We start from the raw sequence: 25,534 nt of genomic DNA on the forward strand, positions 1-25,534 counted from the left end.
CAACAAAGCCCTGGAAGAGTCCTATAGCCACGCCTCCGTGAACTTTATGAACAATATTAATCCAATGTTCTTTATTCTCAATATCGCCGCATTATAGACATTTCATTAACACACCGTTAACTTTAGCTTCATCTGCTAAGCAATATCCTACTCATCTGCTTAGTAGCTGGAAATAAAACATAAGTTTCTCTCCATTGAAGAGATCCCCTACATAAGGAACGTGAATCATGTTCAAGGCACTGAAACCTACTCTTGCGGCTTCTATTATCGCAGCAACCTTTTCTTTCAACACTTTTGCTGCTGACCTAGAAAAAATCCACTTCCTAATCCCTGGCGGCGCTGGTGGCGGTTGGGATATGACAGCTCGTGGTACGGGTGATGTATTGGTGAAATCAGACATCGTAGAAAATGTCTCTTTCCAAAACTTGTCTGGTGGCGGCGGCGGTAAAGCCATTGCACACCTAATCGAAACAGCTCAACGCCAAGAAGACACGTTGATGGTGAACTCAACGCCTATCGTTGTTCGTTCACTAACGGGTATCTTCCCACAATCTTTCCGAGACCTGACACCCGTTGCAGCAACTATTGCCGACTACGGTGCAATCGTGGCGTCTGCTGATTCGAAGTACAACACTTGGGAAGACGTCGTTAAAGAGTTCGAAACCAACCCACGTAAAGTAAAAATTGCTGGCGGCTCAGCTCGTGGCAGCATGGATCACCTTGTGGTAGCAGCGGCGTTCAAAGGCGAAGGTTTCGACGCTAAGAAAGTACGTTACATCGCCTACGATGCAGGCGGCAAAGCAATGGCAGCGCTACTGTCTGGCGAAACACAGCTTCTTTCTACTGGCCTTGGTGAAGTGCTAGAGATGTCTAAATCTGGCCAAGTGAAAGTGCTTGCTGTAACGGCACCAAAGCGTCTTGACGCTGCACCTAACATCCCAACACTGACTGAGTACGGCAACGAAACCGTATTCGCTAACTGGCGTGGTTTCTTTGCAGCACCGGGCACAAGCCAAGCGAAGATTGACGAATGGAATGTAGCGCTTGGCAAAATGTACAAAACCGATGAGTGGCAAGTGGTTCGTGACCGTAACGGTTGGATCGACAACTACAAAGCTGACAAAGATTTTTACGCCTTCCTAGAAGATCAAGAAAAACAGATGGGCGACCTAATGCGTGAGCTTGGTTTCTTGAAATAACTAACAACCATAGAGGGCCTATGTGCCCTCTTACTCTTTCCTTGTTTCGCCGTACATGAGTTAACTTCAAACTCCTTTGTTTATTCGTAGACGTATTACTAACGCTTGCCGATTCGTTGTAAACGCAAGTGGCTGATAAACCAGTACCGTAATTCGCTTACCTTTGGTTAGTGATCCCAGACATTTCATTGACTCGCTCATGTACGGCTTTTTTATTTTTTATACCACCCCAAATGGAGTTGGATATGTCGGACTTACCAACCAAATTTCTGAGTAAGGAATCTTTGCTTTCGAAGGATCGCATCGGAGCCATGCTCTTTATGCTTGCATGTTTATGCTATGGCTACCAAACCACGCTGATTCCTTTGTTCCCCGGTGACGAGTACGAACCCTTCACAGCAAGAACCTTACCTATCCTGCTAACGTTTATCGGCATTGGCCTTTCGTTGATCCTGCTTATAACCGGACAGCCGGATAAAAAAGTCACATGCGACACTACGCCGCTGAACTGGAAACTACTTGTTGGCTTCTTGGTGTTAATGGCTCTGTACGGTGTTGGGCTGACTTATCTTGGCTTTGTTTTAGCAACCAGCTTCTTCTTACTTGCAGGCTTTTACCTACTGGGTGAGCGCCGCAAAGCTGTCTTATTTGGCGCGTCGTTTCCTTTCGTTATCGCGTTCTTTCTTTTATTAACTCAAGGCTTAGATATCTACCTAGAGCCTGGTTTAATCTTCACTCTTTGGTAGGGATAACATTATGTTAGACGGAATTTTACAAGGACTTTCGACCGCCGTGATGCCAATGAACATCATGATGGTAATTGTTGGCTGTTTTGTTGGTACCTTTATTGGAATGCTACCGGGACTCGGTCCAATTTCAGCAATCGCGTTGATGATCCCGATTACATACGGCCTAGACCCTTCTTCTGGCCTAATCTTGATGGCTGGTGTGTACTACGGCGCTGTATTTGGTGGCTCGACGTCATCAATATTAATCAACGCTCCAGGTTGTTCTTCAACGGTAGTAACCGCATTCGATGGCTACCCGATGGCACAAAAAGGCCAAGCTGGTAAAGCACTTGCACTCGCGGCTTACTCTTCCTTCACTGGCGGCACGCTTTCGGCAATCATGCTTTTGATTGCGGCTCCGGCTTTAGCAAGCGTCTCATTGAGCTTTCAGTCTTCAGACTACTTCGCATTGATGCTCTTAGGTTTATCGGCAGTAGCGGCGTTTGCGGGCCCAGGTCAGGTGATCAAGGCATGGATGATGACCATTCTTGGTTTGATGCTATCTACTGTTGGTATCGATAAAGGGGTTGGTGTTGAACGTTTCACTTTCGGCCTAACGGATCTGATGGATGGCTTTAGTTTCCTACTTCTTGCTATGGCAACATTCGCTTTAGGTGAGACTTTAATGGGTATTTTGAAACCAGAGAAAGACACTAGTGGCGAAGAAAGCCAAAAGATGGCTGATATTGGTAGCATGAAAATTACCAAAGAAGAGTTCAAAGAAGTGGCACCAGTTTCGATTCGCTCCTCTATTCTAGGTTTCTTTACGGGTGTGTTACCGGGCGCAGGTGCAACTATTGCGGCATTCCTAAGCTACGGTATGGAACGTAGCCTTGCGCCAAAAGACAAACAGAAAGAGTTTGGTAAAGGCAGTATTCGTGGTCTTGTTGCTCCTGAATCTGCAAACAACGCAGCTTCAAGTGGTTCATTCGTTCCGCTACTGACGCTTGGTATTCCCGGCTCTGGTACTACCGCAATCATGCTTGGCGCCCTAATCGCTTACGGTATCCAGCCGGGTCCTCGCTTGTTCGTTGAACACCCAGATGTATTTTGGTCAGTAATTATCTCGATGTACTTTGGTAACATCGTACTGGTTATCTTGAATCTGCCTTTAATCCCTTACATCTCTAAACTGCTCGCGGTACCAAGAACGGTACTACTGCCAATGATTATCTTCTTCTCAATCACAGGCGTGTACTTGGTGTCTTTCAACACGATGGATGTTTTTGTAATGCTCATTGTTGCGATGGTTGCGATTGCGCTGAGGTTAGCTAACTTCCCACTTGCCCCATTACTCCTAGGCTTTATCCTTGGTGGATTAATGGAAGAGAACCTACGACGTGCATTGATGATCAGCGATGGCGAGCTGAGCTTCCTATGGGAACGACCAATCACCATGACATTCACTATTCTAGCTGTGCTGGTACTATCTAGCCCAATCTTAGTAAAACTATTTAGAAGCTTTAAATCGAAGCCAGTAGAAGTGTAAAACTCTACCAATTCAACGAAACCTCAACGAAAGGAGCCATTGGCTCCTTTTTTCATTTAGGACCTCAATTAGAACTAGCGATTAAAGATGGTAGCAAACTCACAAACCTACCTTTACAACACACTCGGCGCTGATATTCATAACAAATTCAAGTAAGGTAACCAGCTAGTTAACGTATTGGATTCTAAAACTATGGATTGGTTGATTCTATTCTTATCAGGGGTGATTGGCGGTGTGCTTAACTCAATTGCGGGCGGCGGCAGCTTCATCACCTTCCCCGCTCTATTATTTGCTGGTGTTCCACCAATAGCGGCCAACGCGACCAATACCTTTGCTTCATGCGCTGGCTACATGAGCGGAGCCTACGCTCTACGCCACGAAATTCAATCTGGTACTAAGCAGCTAAAACTGACCATTGGTTTGTGTGTAATTGGTGGAGGTATTGGTGCGTTTTTACTATTGCACACACCAGAAGCCCTATTTACTCAATCCGTTCCTTGGTTACTACTTTTTGCAGCACTTCTATTCACCTTTGGCGGAACGCTTAATAAATGGCTCAAAAAAGTTACGGCTAAACACAAACACGCCACCAGCGCAGGGGTATTATTTTCAGCTGTATTACTTTTGATCGTGTGTATTTATGGTGGTTATTTTAATGCAGGTTTGGGGATAGTAACGTTGAGTTACTTAGCTCTGGCTGGTTACACCAACATTAATGTAATGAATGGCATCAAATTGTTGGTGTCTGCGTGTGCATCACTCGCGGCAATCGTGTTCTTTGTTGTGAATGGTTCGATTGATTGGCCGTCTGGCATGGCTGTATTATTTGGTACATTGGTTGGTGGTTATTATTCAGCAAAAATCTCTCGCCGTATCCCACAACAATATGTTCGTACCACAGTGATCATCGCTAGCTTTTTGATCACCGCTTACTTTTTCTATGCTAACTAGACGTTCAGTTCAATAAGGCTTTCAACATGAAAGACAGACCGAAAAGACTCCACTCTCTCAATACCTATTTCGCTATTTCATTGCTCATAAAATAGCCAAGGTGAAATATGTGAGGCGAGTCCTTCAATTAGCAAATTTGATAACAATTTAGACTGTTTTTTAGCCTTTATTTTACCAAAGGTGGGATAATTCTCCTGTCGAAAGTGAGACTTCATTAGGAGGCGTTATGAACATTAAACTCGGTCATGTCATGTCATCAAGTCGACTCATTTGCTTTGTCGCTTTTCTTGCTGCCACATTTGCGTGGATCCTAAAAATGCCCGCTCTGTTTTCTGTGTCAGCGTTATTCTTACTGATCAGCGCCATTGTCTATGTCGTTGACCTTTGGAAGAATCAAAGAAAGAATCGCGAAGCTTAAGGCAAACGACTAAAGCGACACGCATTAAAAAAGGAGCACTTAGGCTCCTTTTGTATTTTATGCTTATCGTTTTAGCTGATTACGCTATTTCGACGGTTTTTATAGCGATGCCTTTCTATTGGCGACGTATTTCTATTAACGACGCCCTTTTGCTAGCGACGCCTTTCTATTAACGACGAAAGTTACGACCGTTACCGCCACGGCGCTCTTTAAATGCAGACGCTGCTTTAGCTTGTGATGCTAGAATCGATTCAACCGTCAATTCCATTGGCTCACGAGGTTCTAACCCGTGGCGGAACGTACGTGAACGCGGAGGCATTTGGTATTCAATATCAGATGCTTTAGGCATACGCTTGAAACGGTAAAGGTAGAAGTTTTCAACCTTCTCACGAGCCCATTCAGTCTTCTTCAGATATTTAACAGCACTTGCCACCGTTGGCTTAGTGTTAAAGCAGTTCATGCGCATTGCTGCATCCAAAATTTCCCAACCGTAATGATCCACTAATTCAGTGATCATAGTATCTAGCTTTAAGCCGTGCAGTGGGTTGTTTTGTTGCAGTTCGATTCTTTCGTCTTCAGTCATATCTTTACCTTTTCCAAGGCAGCTCACGGCCTTGAATATACTCTAGAACACCGTCATCACTGACCATATCTAGCTCAATCATTTGGGCATTACATCCATTGCCCTTATCTATGCCTTTATGATGGCATAAAGCATGCTCGTTATCCTATTTATCTTTCAATTTAATTTTAAAATGGTCACTTACTATCCTAATGTCGCGTGCAATACCGCCATGTACTCCCGATTATTGCCTCTCTTAGATTTCGACCAAATTCGTTCAAGTTAACAAAAACCATGATAGAAGCATGAAATATCCATAATTTAAGTAATGAATTATGAATTTATTAGAACGCAGTATTGCTAATTAACAGCACGATGCTATGTTAGAAGTGGTATAGAAACCTACAAATAACGATATTAAACAATGATATAATTATAAATAAAGGTTGGCTTTGACCATGTTTGACTACTCAAAAATCAGCAGAGTAGCCGCCCAAGATAAAGACATTATCGCCATCGTTGATGATCTCTTTCGGCTAGCTCGCGAACATTACCCCATTCTGTCTAGGCTCTCGGTTGTGCTATGCAACGAAAATAGAGCGTCGAATTACTTTGTTTCGGACACTCTGTGCCAAGAAGCCGAACATCGCTACGTTGAGCAAGAACTTACGCCAGAATCGGCTTTGTCGCGCATGGCTGAGTCTTTAGATACCCGGATCATCAACGACCTCACCACCATTAGCTCAACCAAACAAATATCTCACCTGCTCGATCTCGGTCATCAAAGTAGTTATACAACACCGATTCATCATCAAGAAAGTAATCTTGGGTTTGTATTTATCAATGCTTCATCAACAGGATTTTTTGCTAACCAAACTATTCAGTGTGATATCGCCTATCTCACTCAAGTCATCTCTAGCCTTTTCGTTCAGTGGTTTGAGCGCCAACGTCACTTTCAATCCTCTTTAGCGATAGCTTTAAACATGGGTCATGCTCGAGATCCAGAAACCAAAGAACACCTAATTCGCATGGGTAAATACAGTGAAAAAATTGCTCGCACTCTGTCGCACACCAAAAGAGAAATCACCCACCAATTCATTCATCGAATCCGGTTGTATGCACCCTTTCACGACATAGGAAAGTATCGAATTCCAGATAAGGTGCTATTCAGTAGCGCGCGTTTCAACGAAGAAGAAAGAAACATCATGAACAATCACACCTTGTATGGCGAAGAGATGATTGATGACGTGGTTGCCCTTTCCCACCACAGCTCGATGTGCAGTGAAGAGATTCAATTCATTAAGAATATTGTGCGCCACCATCATGAACGGTTTGATGGCTCTGGATTACCAGATGCTTTGAGTAACACAGCGATACCACTCGAAGCTCGAATAGTGACATTAGCCGATGTATTCGATGCGCTGATGAGCAAAAGAGCTTATAAGCACGCGTGGACACTCGACGAAGTGATGGAATACATTGAAATGCAGAACGGTTCAATGTTCGACCCAGAGTGTGTTGTGGCTCTTAAACAGAACCTAGACGGCTTTATGGCAATTCGGGAGCAATACAATGACGATGCTCAGCCGCACTTAATGACAGCTTAAACTATGGCTTCTTTGTTATTCAAGCCTAAGTAAGAGAACGTAAACCAACAAAAAAGGATGCCACTGAGGCATCCTTTTGTTTTCTAGTTTGCAGCTGAAAGAACAAATTTGTTCTCTACTGATTCTAACTAACGATTATACGTCGTAAGTTGTAGAAGCAGTGTCGCCGCCTGTACCAGTCCAGTTTGTGTGGAAGAATTCACCACGTGGACGGTCAGTACGCTCGTAAGTGTGAGCACCGAAGTAGTCACGTTGAGCTTGTAGAAGGTTCGCTGGAAGACGAGCTGTTGTGTAGCCGTCTAGGAACGTTAGTGCAGAAGTCATACATGGCATTGGGATGCCTGATTCCATAGACTTAGCTGCAACTTTACGCCAAGCGCCCATGCAGTTGTCTAGGATGCCTTTGAAGTATGCATCTGAACCTAGGAATGCGATCTCTGGGTTCGCTTCATAAGCATCACGAATGTTGCCTAGGAATGCAGAACGGATGATACAACCGCCACGCCACATAAGTGCAACGTTACCGTAGTTTAGATCCCAGCCGTTTTCGTTCGACGCTTCACGCATTAGCATGAAACCTTGAGCGTAAGAGATGATCTTAGAAGCAAGTAGAGCCTGACGGATTGCATCAACCCACTCTTGCTTATCGCCTTCAACTGGAGCAACAGTCTTACCGAACAGTTTCTCAGCTTCAACACGTTGATCTTTAAGTGCAGATAGGCAACGAGAGAATACAGACTCAGTAATTAGAGTCAGTGGGATACCCATGTCTAGTGCGTTGATACCAGTCCATTTGCCTGTACCTTTTTGGCCAGCAGTGTCTAGGATTTTCTCAACTAGCGCTTCACCGTCTTCATCTTTGTAGCCAAGGATGTCAGCAGTGATTTCTACTAGGTAGCTGTCTAACTCAGTTTTGTTCCAGTCAGCAAATACAGCCTGCATTTCGTCGTGGTTCATACCTAGGCCATCTTTCATGAACTGGTATGCTTCAGTGATAAGCTGCATGTCACCGTATTCGATGCCATTGTGAACCATCTTAACGAAGTGACCAGCACCGTCGTTACCAACCCAATCACAACAAGGCTCACCCGCGTCAGTTTTCGCAGAGATACCTTGGAAAATAGGCTTAACCGCTTCCCAAGCTTCAGGAGAACCGCCTGGCATGATAGAAGGACCGAAACGAGCGCCTTCTTCACCACCAGAAACACCAGTACCGATGAAGTGGATGCCTTTCTCACGAAGAGCAGCAACACGACGGTTAGTGTCCGGGAAGTTAGTGTTACCACCATCAATGATGATGTCGCCTTTGTCTAGAAGTGGTACAAGCTTGTCGATGAACGTATCTACAACGTCACCAGCACGAACCATAAGCATCACTTTACGTGGCGCTTCTAGCTTCTCAACTAGCTCTTCTAGAGAGTAAGCACCAACAATGTTAGTACCTTTAGCTGGGCCTTCTAGGAACTCGTCTACTTTCGCAGCAGTACGGTTGTGAGCCACAACTTTGAAGCCGTGGTCGTTCATGTTTAGGATAAGGTTCTGACCCATTACTGCTAGGCCAATTACACCGATATCACCTTTCATTATTTATATCTCCTTGCGGCTATTCGCACTTATGCGATAGCACTTGCTGCATTTGAATCTAGGAACCACTCTGTTTCGCCAGTTTTAGACTGGATTTTCGCTGCCGGGTAAGGCAGTTCTGAAGCAGGAGTTGTATGAATTTCTTTAACGATCTCGACTTTACCTGCGCCAAGCACTAGGTAGCTGATTCGTTTTGCTGCTTCTAAAACTTTCGCTGTTTTAGAAACACGGATTTGACCCGACTCTGGGTGAGAAGCTAATACAGATAGGTTCTCATCTTGGTAGTCAGTTGCACCCGGGAATAGTGAAGCTGTGTGGCCGTCTGCGCCAACACCTAGCAGAATCCAATCAAAAACTGGCGTGCCGTTTTCTGTTGGAATCACGTCTGCCATCTCTTTTGCGAAACGTTCTGCTTCTACTTTAGGCTCATCTTCACCACGGATGCGGTGGATATTCTCAGCAGGCAGGTTTACTTGTGTAAACAACAATGCGTTTGCTTCACCGAAGTTGCTTTCTGCATCGTCTGGTGCCACGCAACGTTCGTCGCCCCACCAGAAATGAAGGTTATTCCATTGAATGCCTTCTGCGTATGGTGCTTGAGCTAAAAGCTTGAAAAGCATTTTTGGCGTGCTGCCACCCGACAATGAAATGTGAACAGGTTTGCCCTGCTCGCTGTATGCTTTCATTTCGTTTGCTAGGTTTTCAACGACCAATTCTGGCGTTGCAAAGATCTTGTGGTTGATCATAGTTCGCAGTAATCCGTGTCTGTTAGGTTTTTACATGGGAAACGCCATGCGCGGCCATCACGTTGCAGAAGCTCATCCGCTTCTTGCGGGCCCCAAGTACCACAAGCATAGCCAAACAGTGCTTGAGGATCTTGTTTAAAGTCTAAGATTGGTTGAACGTACTTCCAACATGCTTCTACTGCATCAGTACGTGCAAACAGAGTCGCATCACCGTTCAGTGCATCAAGAAGAAGACGCTCATAAGCCGTTAGCATTTGAGTTTCAGGCAAGTCAGAGTAAGAGAAGTTCATTTTCACTTCTTTTGCTTTGAAACCTGCACCCGGCTCTTTCAAACCAAAACTCATCTGAATACCTTCATCCGGTTGGATACGGATAATCAGCTTATTCTCTGGTGCATCTTGACCAAACACTGGGTGTGGCGTGTTCTTAAAGTGAATAACGATTTCAGTCACACGTGTTGGTAAACGTTTACCTGTACGTACATAGAAAGGAACCCCATTCCAACGCCAGTTGTTGATGTGTGCTTTAAGACCAATGTACGTTTCAGTGCGAGAGTCATCTGCGACACCCTGCTCTTCGCGGTAACCAGGCAAGTGCTGACCACGAACGTCTGATGCTGTGTATTGACCTAATACTAAGTCTTTACGTAGGTCATCTTCTTCCAGTGGTTTCAGACACTGAAGTACTTTAACCACTTCGTCACGAATTGAATCCGCATTGATTTGAGCTGGTGGCTCCATGCCAACCATTGCTAATACTTGTAGCAAATGGTTTTGGAACATGTCACGAACTGCGCCAGAACCGTCGTAGTACCCGCCACGCTCTTCAACGCCAAGGAACTCAGCACCTGTGATTTCAACGTATTCAATAAAGTTACGGTTCCACAGTGGTTCAAACATCGCGTTTGAGAAACGAAGCACTAGAAGGTTTTGTACCGTCTCTTTACCAAGATAATGGTCGATACGGTAGATCTGGTGTTCTTGGAAGTGATGATGGATCTCTTCATCTAACGCTTGAGCTGATGCTAAGTCGTAACCAAATGGTTTCTCGATGATCAGACGACGCCAGCCGTTCTTTTCATCGTTCAGGCCATGCGCAGCAAGGTTTGCTGGAATCACACCGTATAGGCTTGGCGGGGTTGCCAAGTAGAACAATGTGTTATGGTTTTCGAATTGGTAGTCTTGCTCAAGCTTGTCTAGACGTTGTGCTAAACGAGCGTAGTCGTCTACATCTGAAGTGTTGATCGCTTGGTAATGCAGATGTTCAATAAATGCATTCAGCGTCTCTGGCTCAGTTTTTTCCATTTCCTGAAGAGACTTCTTCAGCTTCTCACGGTAAGACTCATCGCTGTACTCAGTACGGCTCACTCCAAGAATCGCAAAGGATTTTGGTAGTTGATTGCTAGCATACAGGTGGTACAAAGCAGGAATTAACTTGCGGTAAGTTAGATCTCCCGATGCACCAAAAATAACGATGCTGCTGTTTTCAGGTATTACCATCATCTTTCCTATAAAAACAAGGTTTTTAGTATTCGCCAAAGGTATCAGCGACATACGAAAATAGATAATAGGTCTTGGCTATTACATCAATAGCGAGTGCCTATTACACTTGAGAATGCGTTTGGTAAATGAGGGTGAAAGCTATCACCTCTATTCGGGACAGTATTGTCTATGAGTATTTGATTTACATCAACCACTGTGAAAGCAATCGATTAAATATTGACTCATTTCGAACAAATTCTAATCGATAGCTCAGTTAGCCGAGCCCGAGAGTGAAACAAATCGGTATTCTCAAACATTGTAGTCAAGAAAGAACGGTATCTGGTCGGTGGAGTGAATAATAGGAAATGGAGAGAAAGGCAAAACCAGCCTATTCAACTGGCTTTATATTTATTTGACAGCATCGCGTTTGTCTTTGTAACTTGTTGTCGCTAAATCTATCTTCTAGCTTTGTTGTAGCAGCGTTCTGGGCGGCCTACTGACCCGTAATTTAAGTCAGCCACTAACTCGCCAGTCGTGATTAGAAATTCCAAATAGCGTCGAGCGGTGGTTCGACTCGCTCCAATCCGTTCACCTGCTTCATCTGCTGTAATATCAGCAATGTCGGCTTGTTGAAAAATGGCTCTAATTTTATCAAGCGTTACGCCATCAATCCCTTTGGGTAATGTAGACACTTTTCCTGAGTCCGCTTTCGCGTTGGCTTGCAGCATCTTATCGACCAAACCTTGGTTCAAATCAGACACACTTTCAAACTCTTGCAGCTGCGATTGATATTTTTTCAGCGCCGCTTCTAAGCGAGGAAACATCACAGGTTTCAGCAGATAGTCCACGACTCCACCGCGCATTGCCTGTTGCAAGGTATCGACGTCTCGCGCAGCAGTAATCAAAATCACATCACAACCCTGATTACTACCACGAACGTGGTTCAAAATATCAAGCCCGCATCCATCCGGCAGATACACATCCAACAAAACCAAGTCAGGCTTTAATATGTCTAATTGCATTAACGCTTCAGACTGCGTAGTCGCAATCCCCACCACATCAAAGCCACCCATCTGTTCTAAATAACGATGGTGTAGCTCTGCAATCGCAATATCATCTTCAATGACCATGACTCTCGTGATTGCGCTCATTTATGTTCTTCCTTTAACCATGCTTTTTCCGTCACGATGATCTTCACTCGATCACTTCGCGCTTAATTATTATTGTGCTTCTTTTGGCAGATAAACCGTCATTCGCGTACCAAAATCGTGGTTGTCGACCATTTCAAGCTGTCCTTGATATCGGTCTGCCAGTTGCTTTATTAAATACAAACCGACGCCGCGATTCTGTTTCGCTTTGCTTGATACGCCTTTTTCGGTGAGTGCTTTCGTCGCCAAGTCTTTCGGCAAACCACACCCTTTGTCTTCTACTTCTACGATAATTTCATTACCAAAATCACTGATTGAAACTTCAATAACTCGACGCGCTGGAGTAATTTGACCCTCTTGCTTAATAGCCGTCATAGTGGCATCAAAGGCGTTATCTATCAGGTTGCCAAGAATCGTCACGACATCCTCTGCGTTTAACCAAGCGGGTAATGCCTCAAGCCTTGATCCCTCTTCAACTTTAAGCTCTAACCCAATCTCTCGAGCTCGCTCTGTTTTTCCTAAAAGCATGCCTGCAATAAGAGGGTCTTTCACCGTCTCTCTTAAGAATTCAATTAAGCTCTGGTAATGAGCGGTTTCTTGACCAATCAATTGTTGAACAGAGTCCAGCTCACCCATTTGAATCAAGCCACTGATCGTATTGAGCTTGTTTTGATGTTCATGCGTTTGCGAACGAAGTAAATCTGCATACTCTTTAGTCTGAGAAAGCTGATCGGTTAAATCGTTAATCTCATCTCGCAATCGGAAGCTGGATACCGCACCGACGACTTCACCCGCCACGATAATTGGGCTGAGGTTGGCAACGATTCGCTTATTGTTCAGGTACAGCTCAACATCATGATCGGTATCGCCAGTCGTTAACAGCAGTTCTAAGTCACTGCCCGCTAATACATCAGAAAGGCGCTTTTGGTTGAGTGCAGACTCCCTATCGATAGACAAAATATCGCAAGCACTTTTGTTTATTGAACGCAAAATACCGTTCTTATCAATACTCAAGATACCTTCTTTCACGGTACTCATAGTCACATCAAGTTCTACATATAAGCGACCTATCTCTTCAGGCTCAAAGCCCAAGATAGCGCGCTGAAAACGGCGCGATACATAACTCGAAATCAAAGCGTTGACCGCAACCACCAGCAACGCCATCACAATCAAAAAGGCTAAATAAGGTTCGATTCGGTCTTGCAGAGAATCCAATAAGTAGCCAACCGACACCACTCCAATAACGGTGCCTTGTGGGTCTTTCACCGCGGATTTACCACGGACAGAAAAACCAAGTGATCCTTTGGCCGTCGACACATAAGATTCACCCAACACCAATGCTTTTTGGTTATCACCACCGCGCATTGGTTTACCAAGCCTGTCATCATAAGGGTGAATCAGGCGGATACCTTTGTCATCTCCCACAACGATAAACGCCGCGCCAATGAGCTGGGTAAGGTTTCGAAATTTAACTTGAGTTTCTTCAGACAGAACGTAGGAAACTCCATTAGGGCCCATCGTTCCATTTTCTTGAATAATGCTGGCGACAAGTGGCGATTCAGACAGAAATTCAGCAACGCCTAACGCTTTCAAACCCATCTCTTGTTCTTGAGATTGTTTGATATAATAAAAACCAGCCGCTGAAAGTATCAAAAGTTCAACAAGACCAGTGACCGTCATGATAATCAGCAGCCTTTTACGGAAGCTGATACTACTCCATTTCATATTCCACCGTCCCTAGTGTTAGACGAGCAATGTTAACACCAAGTTAATTAGATGACCTTTCGACGTACGTGAATTTGTGACAGTTACTCAACTAAATAATTGAGCAGATTATTAATTGATAATCCTTTACGTTGTTCACCTCGATTAATCGTTCGCTTTTAGAACGGATTAGCTTAAAAATCAAAATAAACGAATAAATATTGAGCTAGATCACTAAGCTTTTAGGTGTTTTTTAGGTTGTTTAAAATAAATACAATTATAATAGTTGCATATGAAGAAGTTTATTGTTGCCAAGCCATCAGTCATGATTTTCAGACTCTGCTTTAAATCGAAATTTCGGTTAACAAAAAGACAACAACTCTTCGCTCACTGGACGTATCTATAACGAAACGTTGCACGCTCGCCGCTAGGGTTGTTGAACAAACAGGTTATCAACCTAACCTCATTCATACATCTCTATTCACACTATAGGCCAGCATGACAACTCAGAGGTGCCTGATAAAGCAGCGCCCAATAATAAAACATTGATGAGCAGGAAGTATCGATCAGTGGCAACGTCCAATAGAAACAGGATTAAAAACATAACGTATAAACATTGTTGAAAAGGAAACCAGGCAATGAAACGCGATAATTTTGGAATTTGTCTTACTAAGACCATGCTGTTCAAACACTTGCAATCGACTTTTACTCACGTAAGAGCCTATGAGAAAGACGGTACCTCCCCTCTCGATCTCAAGGTATTGTTAGCGTTCCCGCAAATGTCGGGCAGAGATTTATTACAAACAATGCAAGGCTCGAGACAATTGGTGTGGCGCGCCGATCACCATTGTCCTGGCTTTAAATAAGCCATTTCATTTTGTAAAAACGCTTCTATACTGAACTTAAAAAGCACGCTTATGCGTGCTTTTTAAGTTTCATTTATCTCTGATACCCTCATCACTCAATCTTATTTACACTTGGTTAACGAGTTATGAGACTGTCTCCAAGTGTGAGAGAATCTAATCAAGACAAATGACTATTTCCCTGTTAACATTAGAGTTAATACTCTAATTGGTATTTAATGCAGATGACCAAACCAAAATTTCGATACCTTGCGATCGCCAGTATGCTTCTCGGCACTGTGACTTCGCCAGGCTATGCTGCCCCGCTCACTTTTTCTGAAGCGTGGCAAATATTACAAGAAAACAACAACTCACTTGCGGCTCAACAAGCCAATGTTGAACGTTATCAACACCTTCAGAACTCAACGAGTAGCCTCAACTTGCCTTCTATTACCTTAGGGGCTAACTACACGCACCTTGATAGTGACGTGACGATTAATGGTGAGCAGTTCACTGACAGCTTAAGTGGCGTGCCAAATTTAGGCGCAGTTGGAGGTATTCTTCAGCCTATATTAAGTGGGCTTGGCGGCGTTACCTCAACCATTACAGAACAAGACATCTTTAGCTCTTCCATTCGCGCGGTTTGGCCTATCTTCACAGGCGGGCGAATTACCGCTGCGCAAAATGCTGCTGAAGGTAAAAGCGAAGAAGCGCAAAGCCAGTTGTTGATGGAAAGACAAGCTCGCTACGAAGACTTAAGTAAATATTACTTCTCGGTGATCTTAGCGGAAGACGTCGTGAAAACGCGTCAAGCCGTTGAAGCTGGCTTAACTCAGCATCGTGATTTCGCCATCAAGCTTGAACAACAAGGGCAAATCGCACGAGTAGAACGCTTGCAAGCGGATGCTTCACTAGACAAAGCAGTTGTCGAGCGAACTAAAGCTCAAAACGATCTTAAGATTGCTCAATTAGCGCTGACTCAAATCCTTGGCCAGAGCCAAAGTGTAGAACCTTCAGAGCAACTGTTTATCAATAAGAACCTGCCTCATATGGATGTGTTCATTGATCAAACACTCATGACCTATCCCGGCCTTAAAATTCTTGATGCAAAAGAGAAACAAGCAAGCAGCTTAATTAAAGCTGAGAAAGGTAAATACTATCCAGAAGTGTACCTTTACGGTGATTACAGCCTGTATGAAGATGACTCTCTCGCCAGCGAAATGAAACCCGATTGGTTAGTTGGCATTGGTGTGAATGTGCCGCTGCTTGATACTTCTGGCCGTTCAGACAAAGTAGCCGCCGCTCACAGTGCTGTCTCACAGGTTCAATTCCTGAAGTCGCAAGCTAAGCAAGACTTAACCGTGTTGGTACAGAAGACTTACCTTGAAGCAAACCAAGCAATTGAAGAGGTTCAAGGCCTCAACTCAAGCTTGGCTTTGGCTCAAGAAAACCTATTACTCCGTAAAAAAGCCTTCACTCAAGGACTCTCGAACTCGCTAGAAGTGGTTGATGCAGAGCTCTACCTTGCGAGCATCAAAACCCAGCAATCTGCTGCGCGATTCAAATACCTAATCTCTCTGAACAAGCTATTAGCGCTAACCAGCGAAATGAATGCTTACTCGAGTTACTTAACCTCTTCTGTTCCGTCTGACTTCGACTCAAAAACAGACACCGATAGCCAGTCAAAAGGATAATTCATGAAACCTATTAAGCCCCTTCTTCTATCTTTAGTTGGTATCGGCGTTATTGGCTGGGTCGGATACAGTTTCTACCAAGCTTACCAACCTCAGCCGGTTAAGCTTCAAGGTCAAATCGATGCGCAGCAATACAGCATCTCATCGAAAGTACCTGGCAGAATTGATGAAATATTCGTGCGTAAAGGCGATTCGGTTGAAAAAGGCGAATTGATCTTTTCTCTTCTTAGCCCTGAGATTGACGCGAAGCTAGAACAAGCAAAAGCAGGTCAAAAAGCTGCGGGCGCATTAGCAAAACAAGCTGAGAATGGTGCGCGTACTCAACAGATCCAAGCTGCTAAAGACCAGTGGTTGAAGGCAAAAGCAGCCGCCGTTCTCATGGACAAAACTTATCAACGTGTCAATAACCTTTACAACGATGGTGTGGTTGCCGAGCAAAAACGCGATGAAGCCAAAACACAGTGGCAAGCAGCGAAGTACACGGAAAGCGCTGCGTTCCAAATGTATCAATTAGCACGAGAAGGCGCTCGTGACGAAACCAAAGTGGCAGCCGCTCAAAAAGCGTTAATGGCGGCAGGCGCGGTGGCGGAAGTTGAAGCTTACGCAAAAGACACGCAGATCCACAGCTGGTTTAATGGCGAAGTGTCTCAGGTGCTATTAAGCAGCGGTGAGCTCGCACCACAAGGTTTCCCTGTTGTGACTGTTATCGACAGCAAGGATGCATGGGCCGTGCTCAACGTGCGTGAAGATATGCTTAAGCACTTCGAAAAAGGCAGCCAGTTTGAGGCGTACCTACCGGCTCTGGATAAATCATTAACTTTCCAAGTGACACACATTGCCGTAATGGGTGATTTCGCGACTTGGCGTTCAACAGACGCAGCACAAGGCTTCGACTTACGTACTTTTGAAGTAGAAGCGCACCCTGTCGATACGAGCGAAACACTGCGTATGGGCATGAGCCTAGTGGTTGAGCTTTAGGTGACGTATGTCTGCTAACTTTCGATCGATAGGCTCGCGATCTACAGCCTCGCAATCTAGAAGATCGCAATCAACTGAGCATCATAGAGCGAAGAATACCTTGCTTAAGCAGTGGGCGATTGTCCGCAAAGACAAATGGTTGTTGTCTTGCCTAACTTGGATACCTTTGCTTCTTGCTGCCAGTATTTGGCTGATTTTTTCGCAAGGGATCGCTCGTGACTTACCGGTTGCGGTTGTTGACTTGGAACACAGCCAAATTTCGCAACAATTCACACGTCTTGTTGATGCATCACCAACGCTGCAAGTCACTCAGAAATACAGCTCGGCGAGTGAAGCGGCGAAAGCGATGATTGAACGCGATATCTACGGTTATGTTGTGATACCAAGGCATTTTGACCGAGACCTTCTGCTCGGATTGAATCCGCAAGTGTCTGTGTTCTACAACAGCCAATTTATCTTGATAGGTAAGCTAGTGAATTCAGCGTTGTTGCAGGCTCAGGGGACTTTTAACGCGCAACTTGAGGTCGTTAAGCAGTTATCACACGGTGATACCACGGTGCAATCCGCACTAGGCCAAGCAGTAACAGTGCAAAGCCAGATCACGCCACTGTTCAACAAGAACACCAGTTATGCTCAGTTCTTGGTGTCTGCGGTTATTCCTGCACTATGGCAGATCATGATTGTGGTGGGCACGATATTGGTTTTGACGGCGAACGTTAGAGCTCGTGGTCTTCATGCTTGGTTATCCAACGCCCCGATGAAATCACTAACATCAACACTAGCGCCCTACCTTGTCTTGTTTTTGATGTTTGGTATCGCGTTTAGCTTTTGGTTCTATGTCCTCTTAGACTGGCCGTTTAACGGCAGTTTTGTGGCACTGACTGTCGCCCAACTGCTTACCGTCATCAGTTGTATCATCATGGGTTGTTTATTTTTCTTCTTAACGCTTGATCCTGCAAGGGCGATGAGTTTCGCTGGCGCCTTTACAGCACCAAGCTTTGCGTTCATGGGGATTACCTTTCCAGTAACCGACATGAACACAGCAGCGCAAATCTGGAGAAGCTTATTGCCCGTGAGTCACTACATCGAAGTACAAACGGCACAGTCTAGTTATGGCGTGAGCGCGGCACAGTCGCTTATCAGCCTCTCCTCAATGTTTTGGTATGCGATTCCTGCTTTCGTGGTGATGTTGTTGATTAAGAAACACTTGGCGCAATCGAATCTGTCTGCACAAACGGATCTAACAGCCCAAGCAGCTCTATCTGCAAAAGCGACGCCGTCAACACCTTCAACACCTTCAACACCTTCAACACAGCAAGAGAAATCTGACCAATCAGCACCACAAGGAGTAAAACGATGAGCTTTACTCAACTGCTCAAGCAAGAACTCTTAGCGGTACTGCGTAACCCTGTTGTACTTCTTACGGTATTTGGTGGTGTGGTCTTCTATTCATTCTTGTATCCATTGCCTTACGCGCACCAAGTTCCTCAGCAGCTTAGAGCCTCGGTAGTAAACTTGGACAAGAGTCAAAGCAGCTACCAATTAGAACGAATGGTGGATGCCACCTCTCAAATCGAATTGGTACGTCGAGACTCCAGCATCGCAGATGCAAAACAAGCCGTACTTAACCAAGAGATCGGTGGGTTCCTCGTCATTCCAGAAGACTTCTATAAAGACCTGCTGCTCGGTAAGAGCCCGACGCTTTCTTACGCCGGCGATGCTTCTTACTTCTTAGTGTATGGAACCATTGTTGAAGGGCTTGCCAAGGCGGGTGGCACGTTAGCTGCACAAGTTAAGGTCAGTCACTTGTTAGTAGAAGGAGTACCTTTAGAGTCCGCAGCCAAAGGCTACAGCGCGTTTAGCTTGAACCTAAAACCAACGTTCAATAGCCGCATGGGATACATCGATTACGTAGTTCCAGCCGTCTTTGTGTTGATCCTGCAACAAACCTTAGCCATGGCTTCTGGTTTAGTTGGGGCAACCCAAAACGCTCAATCTACGTTTGGCTATTGGAGTAAGACCTCTCCGGCAAAACTGATGCTTGCTCGTTGTTGTACCTTAGTCGGCATTTATTACTTGTTGTCGATGTACTACTTCGGCGCGAGCTTTTCGATGTATGGAATAAATTTGCTCGCCTCAACGACACAGATTTTGACTTTACTGCTGCCCTTCTTATTGGCCAGCTGTTTGATCGGGATTTTTATTGGTGAGCTAGTGCCAAGAAGAGAATTAGTCACGGTTGTGGTGTTAATCAGTTCAATGCCGCTGATCTTCTCTTCAGGTTTTATCTGGCCTGTTGAAATGATGCCTGAATGGTTAGTACTGCTGTCACAGTTATTCCCAAGCACACCAGCTATCCAAGGTTTCTTAGCGCTTAATCAGATGGGTGCATCTTGGCAAGAAGTGGCGTCTCAATGGACATTGCTATGGGGACAAGTCGCTTTATGGGGTTCGTTATTAGCACTAAAGCTTTACCACAAGTCGAGTAAACGTATTACTAGATCCGTTTAACTCTAGTCTCTAAACGCTAAGCCTCATGTTCATGTTCATGTTCATCGTAAACCATTAAAAAGGCTCTGATAAAGGGCCTTTTTAATACCCTCTGGCCTGATTCCATCTTCAGCCATCAATTGTTTAAACACTTCACAAGCACATATCGAATATTCAAACTCGCCGACTTCCCTGTGATCCCCCCACTATAATTCACCTTAGCCCGTCGCTATAACAGCTACTGCATATGCCTTTTGCAACCTAAAAAGCACCGACTTATTCCAAAACAATGACAAAACCCGAACAATTGTAAATTTATTGTAAAAATTTCTTTGAGGGTATTATTTTTATGTATAGGATTATCAGTGGGGCTTGGTAGGCCGAATACCATAGTCTTATTGGTTCACATACCAAAAGGATATCCATACAAAGCAAGATCAGTACTTATATTTATTTCGTTTTTCGACCTAGCTACAGCCGTTTATGTTGCCGTCGAATGAAGTAGATAAATCACTGAAATGTAAAAAATCAAATAAAAAACAAACACAACAGCAGCAAACATAATTTAATAAAAAGACAGGGAAAACCATGAAAAACTTACGTGAATTATTTTTTGGGTTTATATTATTGTTTAGTTCCAGTGCATTTGCAGAAGAAGGATCATTTAGTCAAAGTATCAGTAACTTGAGCCAAAGTGTTGATGGTTTTTTCAATGACTACACAGGTTGGTTCGTTGGATTAATATTTAAAAGTGTTCCACTTGGTGAAGCAAACTTCCCAATCATTGTTGGCTGGCTATTGCTCGCTGCGATCATCTTTACTGTTTACTTTGGCTTTGTTCAATTTAAACGTGTCGGGATGGCAATAGACATTATTAAAGGTAAGTACACAGACCCTAACTCCAAACACGAAGGGGAAGTTTCTCACTTTCAAGCGTTAACAACCGCGCTTTCTGGAACTGTTGGGCTTGGTAATATTGCCGGTGTGGGTGCTGCACTCGCAATTGGTGGTCCTGGTGCGACATTCTGGATGATCTTGTGTGGTCTTCTGGGTATGGCGTCTAAGTTCTGTGAATGTACCTTAGGTGTGAAATACCGAACTATTCTACCTTCCGGTGTTGTTTCAGGTGGTCCAATGTACTACCTAAGCCAAGGCCTAAGCGAAAGAGGACTCGGTGGACTAGGTAAAGCCCTTGCAATTGGTTTTGCGTTAATGTGTATTTTAGGTGCGTTGGGCGGCGGTAACATGTTCCAAGCTAACCAAGCACATGCCATGTTAACTTACGCATTCGATGTACCGAGTGAATACGGTGTGATCACTGGCCTTGTACTCGCTGCTTTAGTTTTCTCTGTGATTGTTGGTGGTATGCCTTCTATCGCATCTGTAACGGAAAAAGTTGTTCCTTGGATGGCTGCTCTGTATATCGGTATGGCTCTGATTGTTATCGGTTCTAATCTTGATCAAGTTGGCCCTGCGTTCAGCGCAATCTTTACAGGTGCATTTACCGGTGAAGGTGTGGTTGGTGGATTCATTGGTGCCCTAATCCAAGGTCTAAAACGTGCAACATTCTCAAATGAAGCAGGTGTAGGTTCAGCAGCAATTGCTCACTCAGCAGTAAAAACAAAAGAACCAATCACTGAAGGTCTTGTATCACTACTAGAACCATTCGTTGATACGGTAATCATTTGTACAATGACGGCATTGGTAATCACTATCGCTGGCTTAAACGTAGGTCCATATGATGGAACAGGTTTAACGGGCGTAACGCTGACTGCTGCATCGTTTACTGAAACGGCAGAAGTGTTCAAATACACACTTGCTCTCGCGGTAATCATGTTTGCGTTCTCGACGATGATTTCTTGGTCGTACTACGGTCTTAAGGCTTGGACTTACCTATTTGGTGAAGGCAAAACAACGGAACTGATTTTCAAAGTGATGTTCTGTGTGTTTGTTGTTATTGGTGCGACGATTCAGTTTGGCGCGGTAATCGACTTCTCTGATGCAGCCATCTTTGCGATGTCTATCTTCAACATTCTTGGCCTGTACTTCCTAATGCCTGTTGTGAAGAAAGAACTGCAATCATTTGTTGCTCGTGTGAAATCAGGTGAAATCAAAACTTACGATAAATAACGTTTAGTGGAATGATGTTGATCTGATAACTAGTTTAGGTCTCATAACGATACAGTTCTAATAAACGAGACTGTTCTAAAAATTTTTGTAAGACCCTTTGCTTGAGAAAGCGAGAACAGGACTGCAACTTATCCAAATCCCTACTAGCTTTGCTTGTGGGGATTTTTTATGCCTAAATGGTTGGGCTATTTGCTATCCTCAATGCCCTGCTCACTCTTTTCACTCTTTTCACTCTTTTCACTCTTTTCACTCTTTTCATCATCGTGTTCAACGTCGAAACGACGAACTAATTCTTCTACTTCGATCATATCTTTTTGCGCTAATGGCGAACAACAATCATCGAAACAATAAGCTACGGTACAGTTCTCACAAAGGTACTCTGGCATCACTTCATCCCTTGTCGTCAAAGCAGCCAAATGCGAGCTAGCAATCGACTGCGTGTTCATCCTGAACAACACTATTATGCAGCGACTCTGATCTAAAAATATGTATGCAAAGTCATTTAATAGACAACAAGTAACATATCACTGCGGATATACGTAACTATTCACAAATATCTAAGAAAACAATGAAAACACTCAAATAATCAATAATGAGAAAGCACCGGTTCTATGCTCCCGAGAAAACGCAAAACGCCCACATCACGTGTGTGATGTGGGCGTTTCAATATTTACTGTAAACTATCTTTGGGTTGATTAAAGCCTGTGGCTTATAGACCCATCTCTTCAGTGAGCGTTTTGATCTGCTTAAGATCCATGGTGTGGACTTCAATCATTTGTCTGATATCACTCAGACGAGAGTTAGCGTTATCCTGCTTCTCACACGCGTCAGATTTAGCATCCCATGATGTGCCATCTAAGAAAACGTCGCACGCTTCCTTCAGAGAACCAAGGTTCTGCTCAAGTTCATTTTTTTCTTTCTCAAGCTTTTCAAGTTCTTGAGAGATCTGTAATTCTTTTCGGAAAACTTCACGCGAACGCTCAAACAAGGTCGATTGCATATCAGCTTGACGATTAAGTTTCTGGTTGTCTTGCTGAGTTTGCTCTAACGTTTGCTTCTGTTCGTTTAGCTGCTGCTCTAATGAGTAGTTCGCTTTCTCCAAAACCGAAGACTGCTTCGCTAGGTCTTGGAGCTCTTTTTGATGTTCTTCTGTTTGTTTTACTAGAGCGGCTTCTACTTTTGCATCGATTTCGGTATCGACTTTTGCCACTTTAGTTTCAACGGATGTCATCAACTGTGTTTTGCTGTCATGCAGTTCTTGATAACGAGTTTCGAGTACCTGATAAGTGGACTCCCACTTCGAAGCCGTGATTGTAGAACCGATCAAGCCACCTAACGCCAAACCTATAACCGCAGCAATGCCGATATAAAGCTGACTGCGCTTATCGCGTTCTTCAATAACAACCACTTCATCTTGTTCGCTTTGTCCAGATTGCTGGTTCACTAGCGGGTACTCCCAAAAATTTGTTTAACGTTACACGGTCACTAATACTGATACTGATACTTTAAGCTCAGTTAAACCTATTGCCCAAGCCAGAAGCACTTGAGCTTTGCTAACACGTTTATCCTATCTGCTCACAGACAGATTTAACGAGTTAACTCCGAAATCATCAGGCTGGCAGTATACAAAAGGAAGCTGCTAACGATAACAATCACTACCCATTTTTGCAGTTTTTCGTTTGTCCGGTAACGAAACAGCACAAATGCCAAAGCCAATAAAAAAACAATCGCTATTAATCGAGTCATAACTCCTCCTTGTTTCTCTATTTTATACCATTTAAATAAGCAAGTTACGTCAGAGACTCGTTGTTTGATCATTTAGTTGAACAACATTTAAGCAAACAGATATTTTGTAGCTGACATCACATTTTATATGATCTAGGATACGTCTACAGATTACCTAATTATTTAGGTAATTGTTCCGATGAAGACTGCAGGAGAGTGGTTTTTAACTAAATATTAACATTTAGTTAGATTGACCCGCCGAAGAAGTAAATCTTTCAGGTGCTTTATGCTGGAGAAATCCAGAAAAGTGAGGACTGTCGTTGGAGGAACCTCTGGAGAGAACCGTACTACTTTTTTTGTAGCAAGCGGTCGCCGAAGGAGCAAGCTTAGTGCCCGTTACTTATCTATAAGTGATTCGCTAAGTGAAACTCTCAGGCAAAAGGACAGAGGAGTGGAAAGCAACAGCCTTAATTAACAAAAGAATTCTATCTAGAAATCCGTCTGTATTAAGTAGTGCTATCGATCCCTGAGATCCGCACTGCCTTCCCTCTTCTCCTTAAATTTTATATTTATTAAGGGGAATCTATGAACCACCTACAAGCTACACTACAAACCATCAACCAATTCGTTTGGGGACCACCACTGCTTATTCTGCTAGTGGGAACGGGGATCTACTTTACTTTTCGCTTAGGCTTACTCCAGTTTAGACACCTCCCAACCGCACTAAAAATGGTGTTCACCAAAGACAAATCCGGCACGGGTGACGTATCGAGTTTCGCCGCTTTGTGTACAGCACTTTCAGCAACTATTGGTACAGGTAACATCGTTGGTGTAGCGACCGCAATCAAGATTGGTGGCCCTGGTGCCCTATTCTGGATGTGGCTTGCCGCTGTATTTGGTATGGCGACCAAATATGCAGAATGTCTACTTGCCGTTAAATACCGCAGAACCGATAGCAATGGCGAAATGGTTGGCGGCCCAATGTACTACCTGCAATACGGTGTCGGCTCACGAATCTTAGCGGTAATGTTCGCTGTCTTCGCGTTAGGTGTTGCCTGCTTCGGTATTGGTACCTTCCCACAGGTCAACGCTATCTTAGACGCAACTCAAATTTCATTTGGTGCTTCTCGTGAGATATCTGCTGTCGTTCTTACGATACTGGTGGCAGTTGTAACCCTTGGTGGTATTCAATCTATCGCGAAGGTGGCAGGAAAAGTGGTTCCAACCATGGCAATTATGTACATCGTCGCGTGTTTGAGCGTGCTGGTTTCAAATGCAGACCAATTACTGAATGCCATTACCCTTGTGGTTACCTCTGCGTTTACCAACACCGCTGCAACCGGTGGTTTCTTTGGTGCAAGCATCATGCTTGCTATCCAATCAGGTATCGCTCGTGGTGTATTCTCGAACGAATCTGGTCTAGGTAGTGCGCCTATGGCAGCAGCAGCGGCTAAAACGGACTCGTGCGTGAAGCAAGGCCTTATCTCGATGACAGGTACCTTCTTTGACACCATCATCATCTGTACGATGACAGGCTTGGCGCTTATCTTAACGGGTGCTTGGCAAACCGACCTCTCTGGTGCTGCGATGACCACTCATGCATTCGCTGTAGGTTTAAACGCCGATACTCTAGGTTCAATGTTAGTTTCGATTGGCTTAATCTTCTTTGCGTTTACAACGATTTTAGGCTGGAACTACTATGGTGAGCGCTGTGTTGTTTTCTTACTAGGTACCAAAGCCGTACTACCTTACAAAATCATCTTCATTGCGTTGGTTGCCTCTGGTGCATTCCTAAAGCTCGACATGATCTGGCTGATGGCTGATATCGTGAACGGCCTAATGGCTATTCCTAACCTAATCGGTCTTATCTTGTTACGCCACGTTGTCATCGAAGAAACAAAGCTATTCTTCAAACCTTTAACTTCTTCAAATGATTGTGAAGCCGTTGAAGCATAACTTGAATTGATTGAACACCAAGCCCGCAATAAATGCGGGCTT

The 25,534-nt window shown here is 44.2% G+C and carries 22 protein-coding genes and 1 riboswitch; of the genes, 13 read left to right on the plus strand and 9 right to left on the minus strand.

The window, feature by feature from the left end; all coding sequences use genetic code 11:
* Positions 1-227 precede the first annotated feature (227 nt).
* The 5 genes from AC3CHU_RS08890 to AC3CHU_RS08910 all read left to right on the plus strand — a co-directional run bounded on the left by AC3CHU_RS08890 (position 228) and on the right by AC3CHU_RS08910 (position 4,845).
* Positions 228-1,199 carry a tripartite tricarboxylate transporter substrate binding protein gene (locus AC3CHU_RS08890; protein ID WP_488524389.1) on the plus strand — a complete coding sequence of 324 codons (972 nt, stop codon included), beginning with the start codon at positions 228-230 and terminating at the stop codon, positions 1,197-1,199.
* 245 nt (positions 1,200-1,444) lie between these two features.
* On the plus strand, positions 1,445-1,945 hold the full coding sequence (locus tag AC3CHU_RS08895) for a tripartite tricarboxylate transporter TctB family protein (protein ID WP_171308697.1): 501 nt from the start codon (positions 1,445-1,447) through the stop codon (positions 1,943-1,945).
* A 10-nt stretch (positions 1,946-1,955) separates the two neighbouring features.
* Complete coding sequence (locus AC3CHU_RS08900; protein WP_004733593.1) at positions 1,956-3,476, plus strand: tripartite tricarboxylate transporter permease; 1,521 nt, start codon at positions 1,956-1,958, stop codon at positions 3,474-3,476.
* Between the two features lie 192 nt (positions 3,477-3,668).
* Positions 3,669-4,427, plus strand: a complete 759-nt coding sequence (locus AC3CHU_RS08905) for a sulfite exporter TauE/SafE family protein (protein ID WP_488524390.1) — start codon at positions 3,669-3,671, stop codon at positions 4,425-4,427.
* Between the two features lie 226 nt (positions 4,428-4,653).
* Positions 4,654-4,845: a hypothetical protein gene (locus tag AC3CHU_RS08910; protein WP_004733590.1), complete on the plus strand. Its 192-nt coding sequence runs from the start codon at positions 4,654-4,656 to the stop codon at positions 4,843-4,845.
* Between the two features lie 169 nt (positions 4,846-5,014).
* Here AC3CHU_RS08910 and AC3CHU_RS08915 read toward each other — a convergent pair whose 3' ends face one another.
* Positions 5,015-5,428 carry a VF530 family protein gene (locus tag AC3CHU_RS08915; protein ID WP_054547682.1) on the minus strand — a complete coding sequence of 138 codons (414 nt, stop codon included), beginning with the start codon at positions 5,426-5,428 and terminating at the stop codon, positions 5,015-5,017.
* 425 nt (positions 5,429-5,853) lie between these two features.
* Between AC3CHU_RS08915 and AC3CHU_RS08920 the strand changes: the two genes are divergently transcribed.
* Entirely contained in the window at positions 5,854-7,014 is a 1,161-nt protein-coding gene (locus tag AC3CHU_RS08920) for an HD-GYP domain-containing protein (RefSeq protein WP_114633608.1), read from the plus strand.
* A 135-nt stretch (positions 7,015-7,149) separates the two neighbouring features.
* On the opposite strand, the gene gnd is transcribed toward AC3CHU_RS08920, so the two are convergent.
* The 5 genes from gnd to AC3CHU_RS08945 form a co-directional block, all read right to left on the minus strand.
* Positions 7,150-8,598: a decarboxylating NADP(+)-dependent phosphogluconate dehydrogenase gene (gnd, locus tag AC3CHU_RS08925; protein ID WP_004733587.1), complete on the minus strand. Its 1,449-nt coding sequence runs from the start codon at positions 8,596-8,598 to the stop codon at positions 7,150-7,152.
* A gap of 29 nt (positions 8,599-8,627) precedes the next feature.
* Positions 8,628-9,344 (minus strand): 6-phosphogluconolactonase, encoded by a 717-nt coding sequence (gene pgl / locus AC3CHU_RS08930; protein ID WP_488524391.1) that lies wholly within the window; start codon positions 9,342-9,344, stop codon positions 8,628-8,630.
* The gene (gene zwf / locus AC3CHU_RS08935) at positions 9,341-10,843 is read right to left on the minus strand and encodes a glucose-6-phosphate dehydrogenase (protein ID WP_171313547.1); all 1,503 of its coding nucleotides are present in this window, start codon (positions 10,841-10,843) and stop codon (positions 9,341-9,343) included. Before zwf ends, pgl begins: the two co-directional genes overlap by 4 nt.
* A 437-nt stretch (positions 10,844-11,280) precedes the next feature.
* Entirely contained in the window at positions 11,281-11,976 is a 696-nt protein-coding gene (locus AC3CHU_RS08940) for a response regulator (RefSeq protein WP_004733584.1), read from the minus strand.
* A 69-nt stretch (positions 11,977-12,045) separates the two neighbouring features.
* Positions 12,046-13,698: a sensor histidine kinase gene (locus tag AC3CHU_RS08945; RefSeq protein WP_488524392.1), complete on the minus strand. Its 1,653-nt coding sequence runs from the start codon at positions 13,696-13,698 to the stop codon at positions 12,046-12,048.
* A gap of 617 nt (positions 13,699-14,315) precedes the next feature.
* Between AC3CHU_RS08945 and AC3CHU_RS08950 the strand changes: the two genes are divergently transcribed.
* The 6 genes from AC3CHU_RS08950 (at position 14,316) to AC3CHU_RS08975 (ending at position 21,811) form a co-directional block, all read left to right on the plus strand.
* On the plus strand, positions 14,316-14,543 hold the full coding sequence (locus AC3CHU_RS08950) for a hypothetical protein (RefSeq protein ID WP_004733582.1): 228 nt from the start codon (positions 14,316-14,318) through the stop codon (positions 14,541-14,543).
* 215 nt (positions 14,544-14,758) lie between these two features.
* Positions 14,759-16,213, plus strand: coding sequence for a TolC family protein (locus tag AC3CHU_RS08955; RefSeq protein ID WP_054547677.1), 1,455 nt, complete (start codon positions 14,759-14,761; stop codon positions 16,211-16,213).
* Between the two features lie 3 nt (positions 16,214-16,216).
* Positions 16,217-17,191: an HlyD family secretion protein gene (locus tag AC3CHU_RS08960; protein WP_488524393.1), complete on the plus strand. Its 975-nt coding sequence runs from the start codon at positions 16,217-16,219 to the stop codon at positions 17,189-17,191.
* A gap of 7 nt (positions 17,192-17,198) precedes the next feature.
* The gene (locus tag AC3CHU_RS08965; RefSeq protein WP_488524394.1) at positions 17,199-18,551 is read left to right on the plus strand and encodes an ABC transporter permease; all 1,353 of its coding nucleotides are present in this window, start codon (positions 17,199-17,201) and stop codon (positions 18,549-18,551) included.
* The gene (locus AC3CHU_RS08970; RefSeq protein WP_171330698.1) at positions 18,548-19,702 is read left to right on the plus strand and encodes an ABC transporter permease; all 1,155 of its coding nucleotides are present in this window, start codon (positions 18,548-18,550) and stop codon (positions 19,700-19,702) included. Before AC3CHU_RS08965 ends, AC3CHU_RS08970 begins: the two co-directional genes overlap by 4 nt.
* Before the next feature lie 567 nt (positions 19,703-20,269).
* Entirely contained in the window at positions 20,270-21,811 is a 1,542-nt protein-coding gene (locus AC3CHU_RS08975; protein ID WP_054547673.1) for an alanine/glycine:cation symporter family protein, read from the plus strand.
* 185 nt (positions 21,812-21,996) lie between these two features.
* Here the strand turns inward: AC3CHU_RS08975 and AC3CHU_RS08980 are convergent, their stop codons facing one another.
* The 3 genes from AC3CHU_RS08980 to AC3CHU_RS08990 form a co-directional block, all read right to left on the minus strand.
* The gene (locus tag AC3CHU_RS08980) at positions 21,997-22,257 is read right to left on the minus strand and encodes a hypothetical protein (protein WP_488524395.1); all 261 of its coding nucleotides are present in this window, start codon (positions 22,255-22,257) and stop codon (positions 21,997-21,999) included.
* A 263-nt stretch (positions 22,258-22,520) separates the two neighbouring features.
* Positions 22,521-23,255, minus strand: a complete 735-nt coding sequence (locus AC3CHU_RS08985) for a chromosome partitioning protein ParA (protein ID WP_171316187.1) — start codon at positions 23,253-23,255, stop codon at positions 22,521-22,523.
* Positions 23,256-23,398: 143 nt separating this feature from the next.
* On the minus strand, positions 23,399-23,557 hold the full coding sequence (locus tag AC3CHU_RS08990; RefSeq protein ID WP_004733573.1) for a hypothetical protein: 159 nt from the start codon (positions 23,555-23,557) through the stop codon (positions 23,399-23,401).
* 301 nt (positions 23,558-23,858) lie between these two features.
* Positions 23,859-23,993: riboswitch (glycine riboswitch) on the plus strand.
* A gap of 128 nt (positions 23,994-24,121) precedes the next feature.
* Between AC3CHU_RS08990 and AC3CHU_RS08995 the strand changes: the two genes are divergently transcribed.
* Positions 24,122-25,492 (plus strand): alanine/glycine:cation symporter family protein, encoded by a 1,371-nt coding sequence (locus tag AC3CHU_RS08995; RefSeq protein WP_488524396.1) that lies wholly within the window; start codon positions 24,122-24,124, stop codon positions 25,490-25,492.
* Positions 25,493-25,534 lie beyond the last annotated feature (42 nt).

It is taken from the genome of Vibrio sp. QJM3NY_39 (genome assembly GCF_057785895.1).

Bases quoted from the DNA above. Each gene is read 5' to 3' on its own strand.
- AC3CHU_RS08890 (WP_488524389.1), top strand. From the start codon at position 228: ATGTTCAAGGCACTGAAACCTACTCTTGCGGCTTCTATTATCGCAGCA.
- AC3CHU_RS08895 (WP_171308697.1), top strand. From the start codon at position 1,445: ATGTCGGACTTACCAACCAAATTTCTGAGTAAGGAATCTTTGCTTTCG.
- AC3CHU_RS08900 (WP_004733593.1), top strand. From the start codon at position 1,956: ATGTTAGACGGAATTTTACAAGGACTTTCGACCGCCGTGATGCCAATG.
- AC3CHU_RS08905 (WP_488524390.1), top strand. From the start codon at position 3,669: ATGGATTGGTTGATTCTATTCTTATCAGGGGTGATTGGCGGTGTGCTT.
- AC3CHU_RS08910 (WP_004733590.1), top strand. From the start codon at position 4,654: ATGAACATTAAACTCGGTCATGTCATGTCATCAAGTCGACTCATTTGC.
- AC3CHU_RS08915 (WP_054547682.1), bottom strand. From the start codon at position 5,428: ATGACTGAAGACGAAAGAATCGAACTGCAACAAAACAACCCACTGCAC.
- gnd (WP_004733587.1), bottom strand. From the start codon at position 8,598: ATGAAAGGTGATATCGGTGTAATTGGCCTAGCAGTAATGGGTCAGAAC.
- pgl (WP_488524391.1), bottom strand. From the start codon at position 9,344: ATGATCAACCACAAGATCTTTGCAACGCCAGAATTGGTCGTTGAAAAC.
- zwf (WP_171313547.1), bottom strand. From the start codon at position 10,843: ATGGTAATACCTGAAAACAGCAGCATCGTTATTTTTGGTGCATCGGGA.
- AC3CHU_RS08940 (WP_004733584.1), bottom strand. From the start codon at position 11,976: ATGAGCGCAATCACGAGAGTCATGGTCATTGAAGATGATATTGCGATT.
- AC3CHU_RS08945 (WP_488524392.1), bottom strand. From the start codon at position 13,698: ATGAAATGGAGTAGTATCAGCTTCCGTAAAAGGCTGCTGATTATCATG.
- AC3CHU_RS08950 (WP_004733582.1), top strand. From the start codon at position 14,316: ATGAAACGCGATAATTTTGGAATTTGTCTTACTAAGACCATGCTGTTC.
- AC3CHU_RS08955 (WP_054547677.1), top strand. From the start codon at position 14,759: ATGCAGATGACCAAACCAAAATTTCGATACCTTGCGATCGCCAGTATG.
- AC3CHU_RS08960 (WP_488524393.1), top strand. From the start codon at position 16,217: ATGAAACCTATTAAGCCCCTTCTTCTATCTTTAGTTGGTATCGGCGTT.
- AC3CHU_RS08965 (WP_488524394.1), top strand. From the start codon at position 17,199: ATGTCTGCTAACTTTCGATCGATAGGCTCGCGATCTACAGCCTCGCAA.
- AC3CHU_RS08970 (WP_171330698.1), top strand. From the start codon at position 18,548: ATGAGCTTTACTCAACTGCTCAAGCAAGAACTCTTAGCGGTACTGCGT.
- AC3CHU_RS08975 (WP_054547673.1), top strand. From the start codon at position 20,270: ATGAAAAACTTACGTGAATTATTTTTTGGGTTTATATTATTGTTTAGT.
- AC3CHU_RS08980 (WP_488524395.1), bottom strand. From the start codon at position 22,257: ATGAACACGCAGTCGATTGCTAGCTCGCATTTGGCTGCTTTGACGACA.
- AC3CHU_RS08990 (WP_004733573.1), bottom strand. From the start codon at position 23,557: ATGACTCGATTAATAGCGATTGTTTTTTTATTGGCTTTGGCATTTGTG.
- AC3CHU_RS08995 (WP_488524396.1), top strand. From the start codon at position 24,122: ATGAACCACCTACAAGCTACACTACAAACCATCAACCAATTCGTTTGG.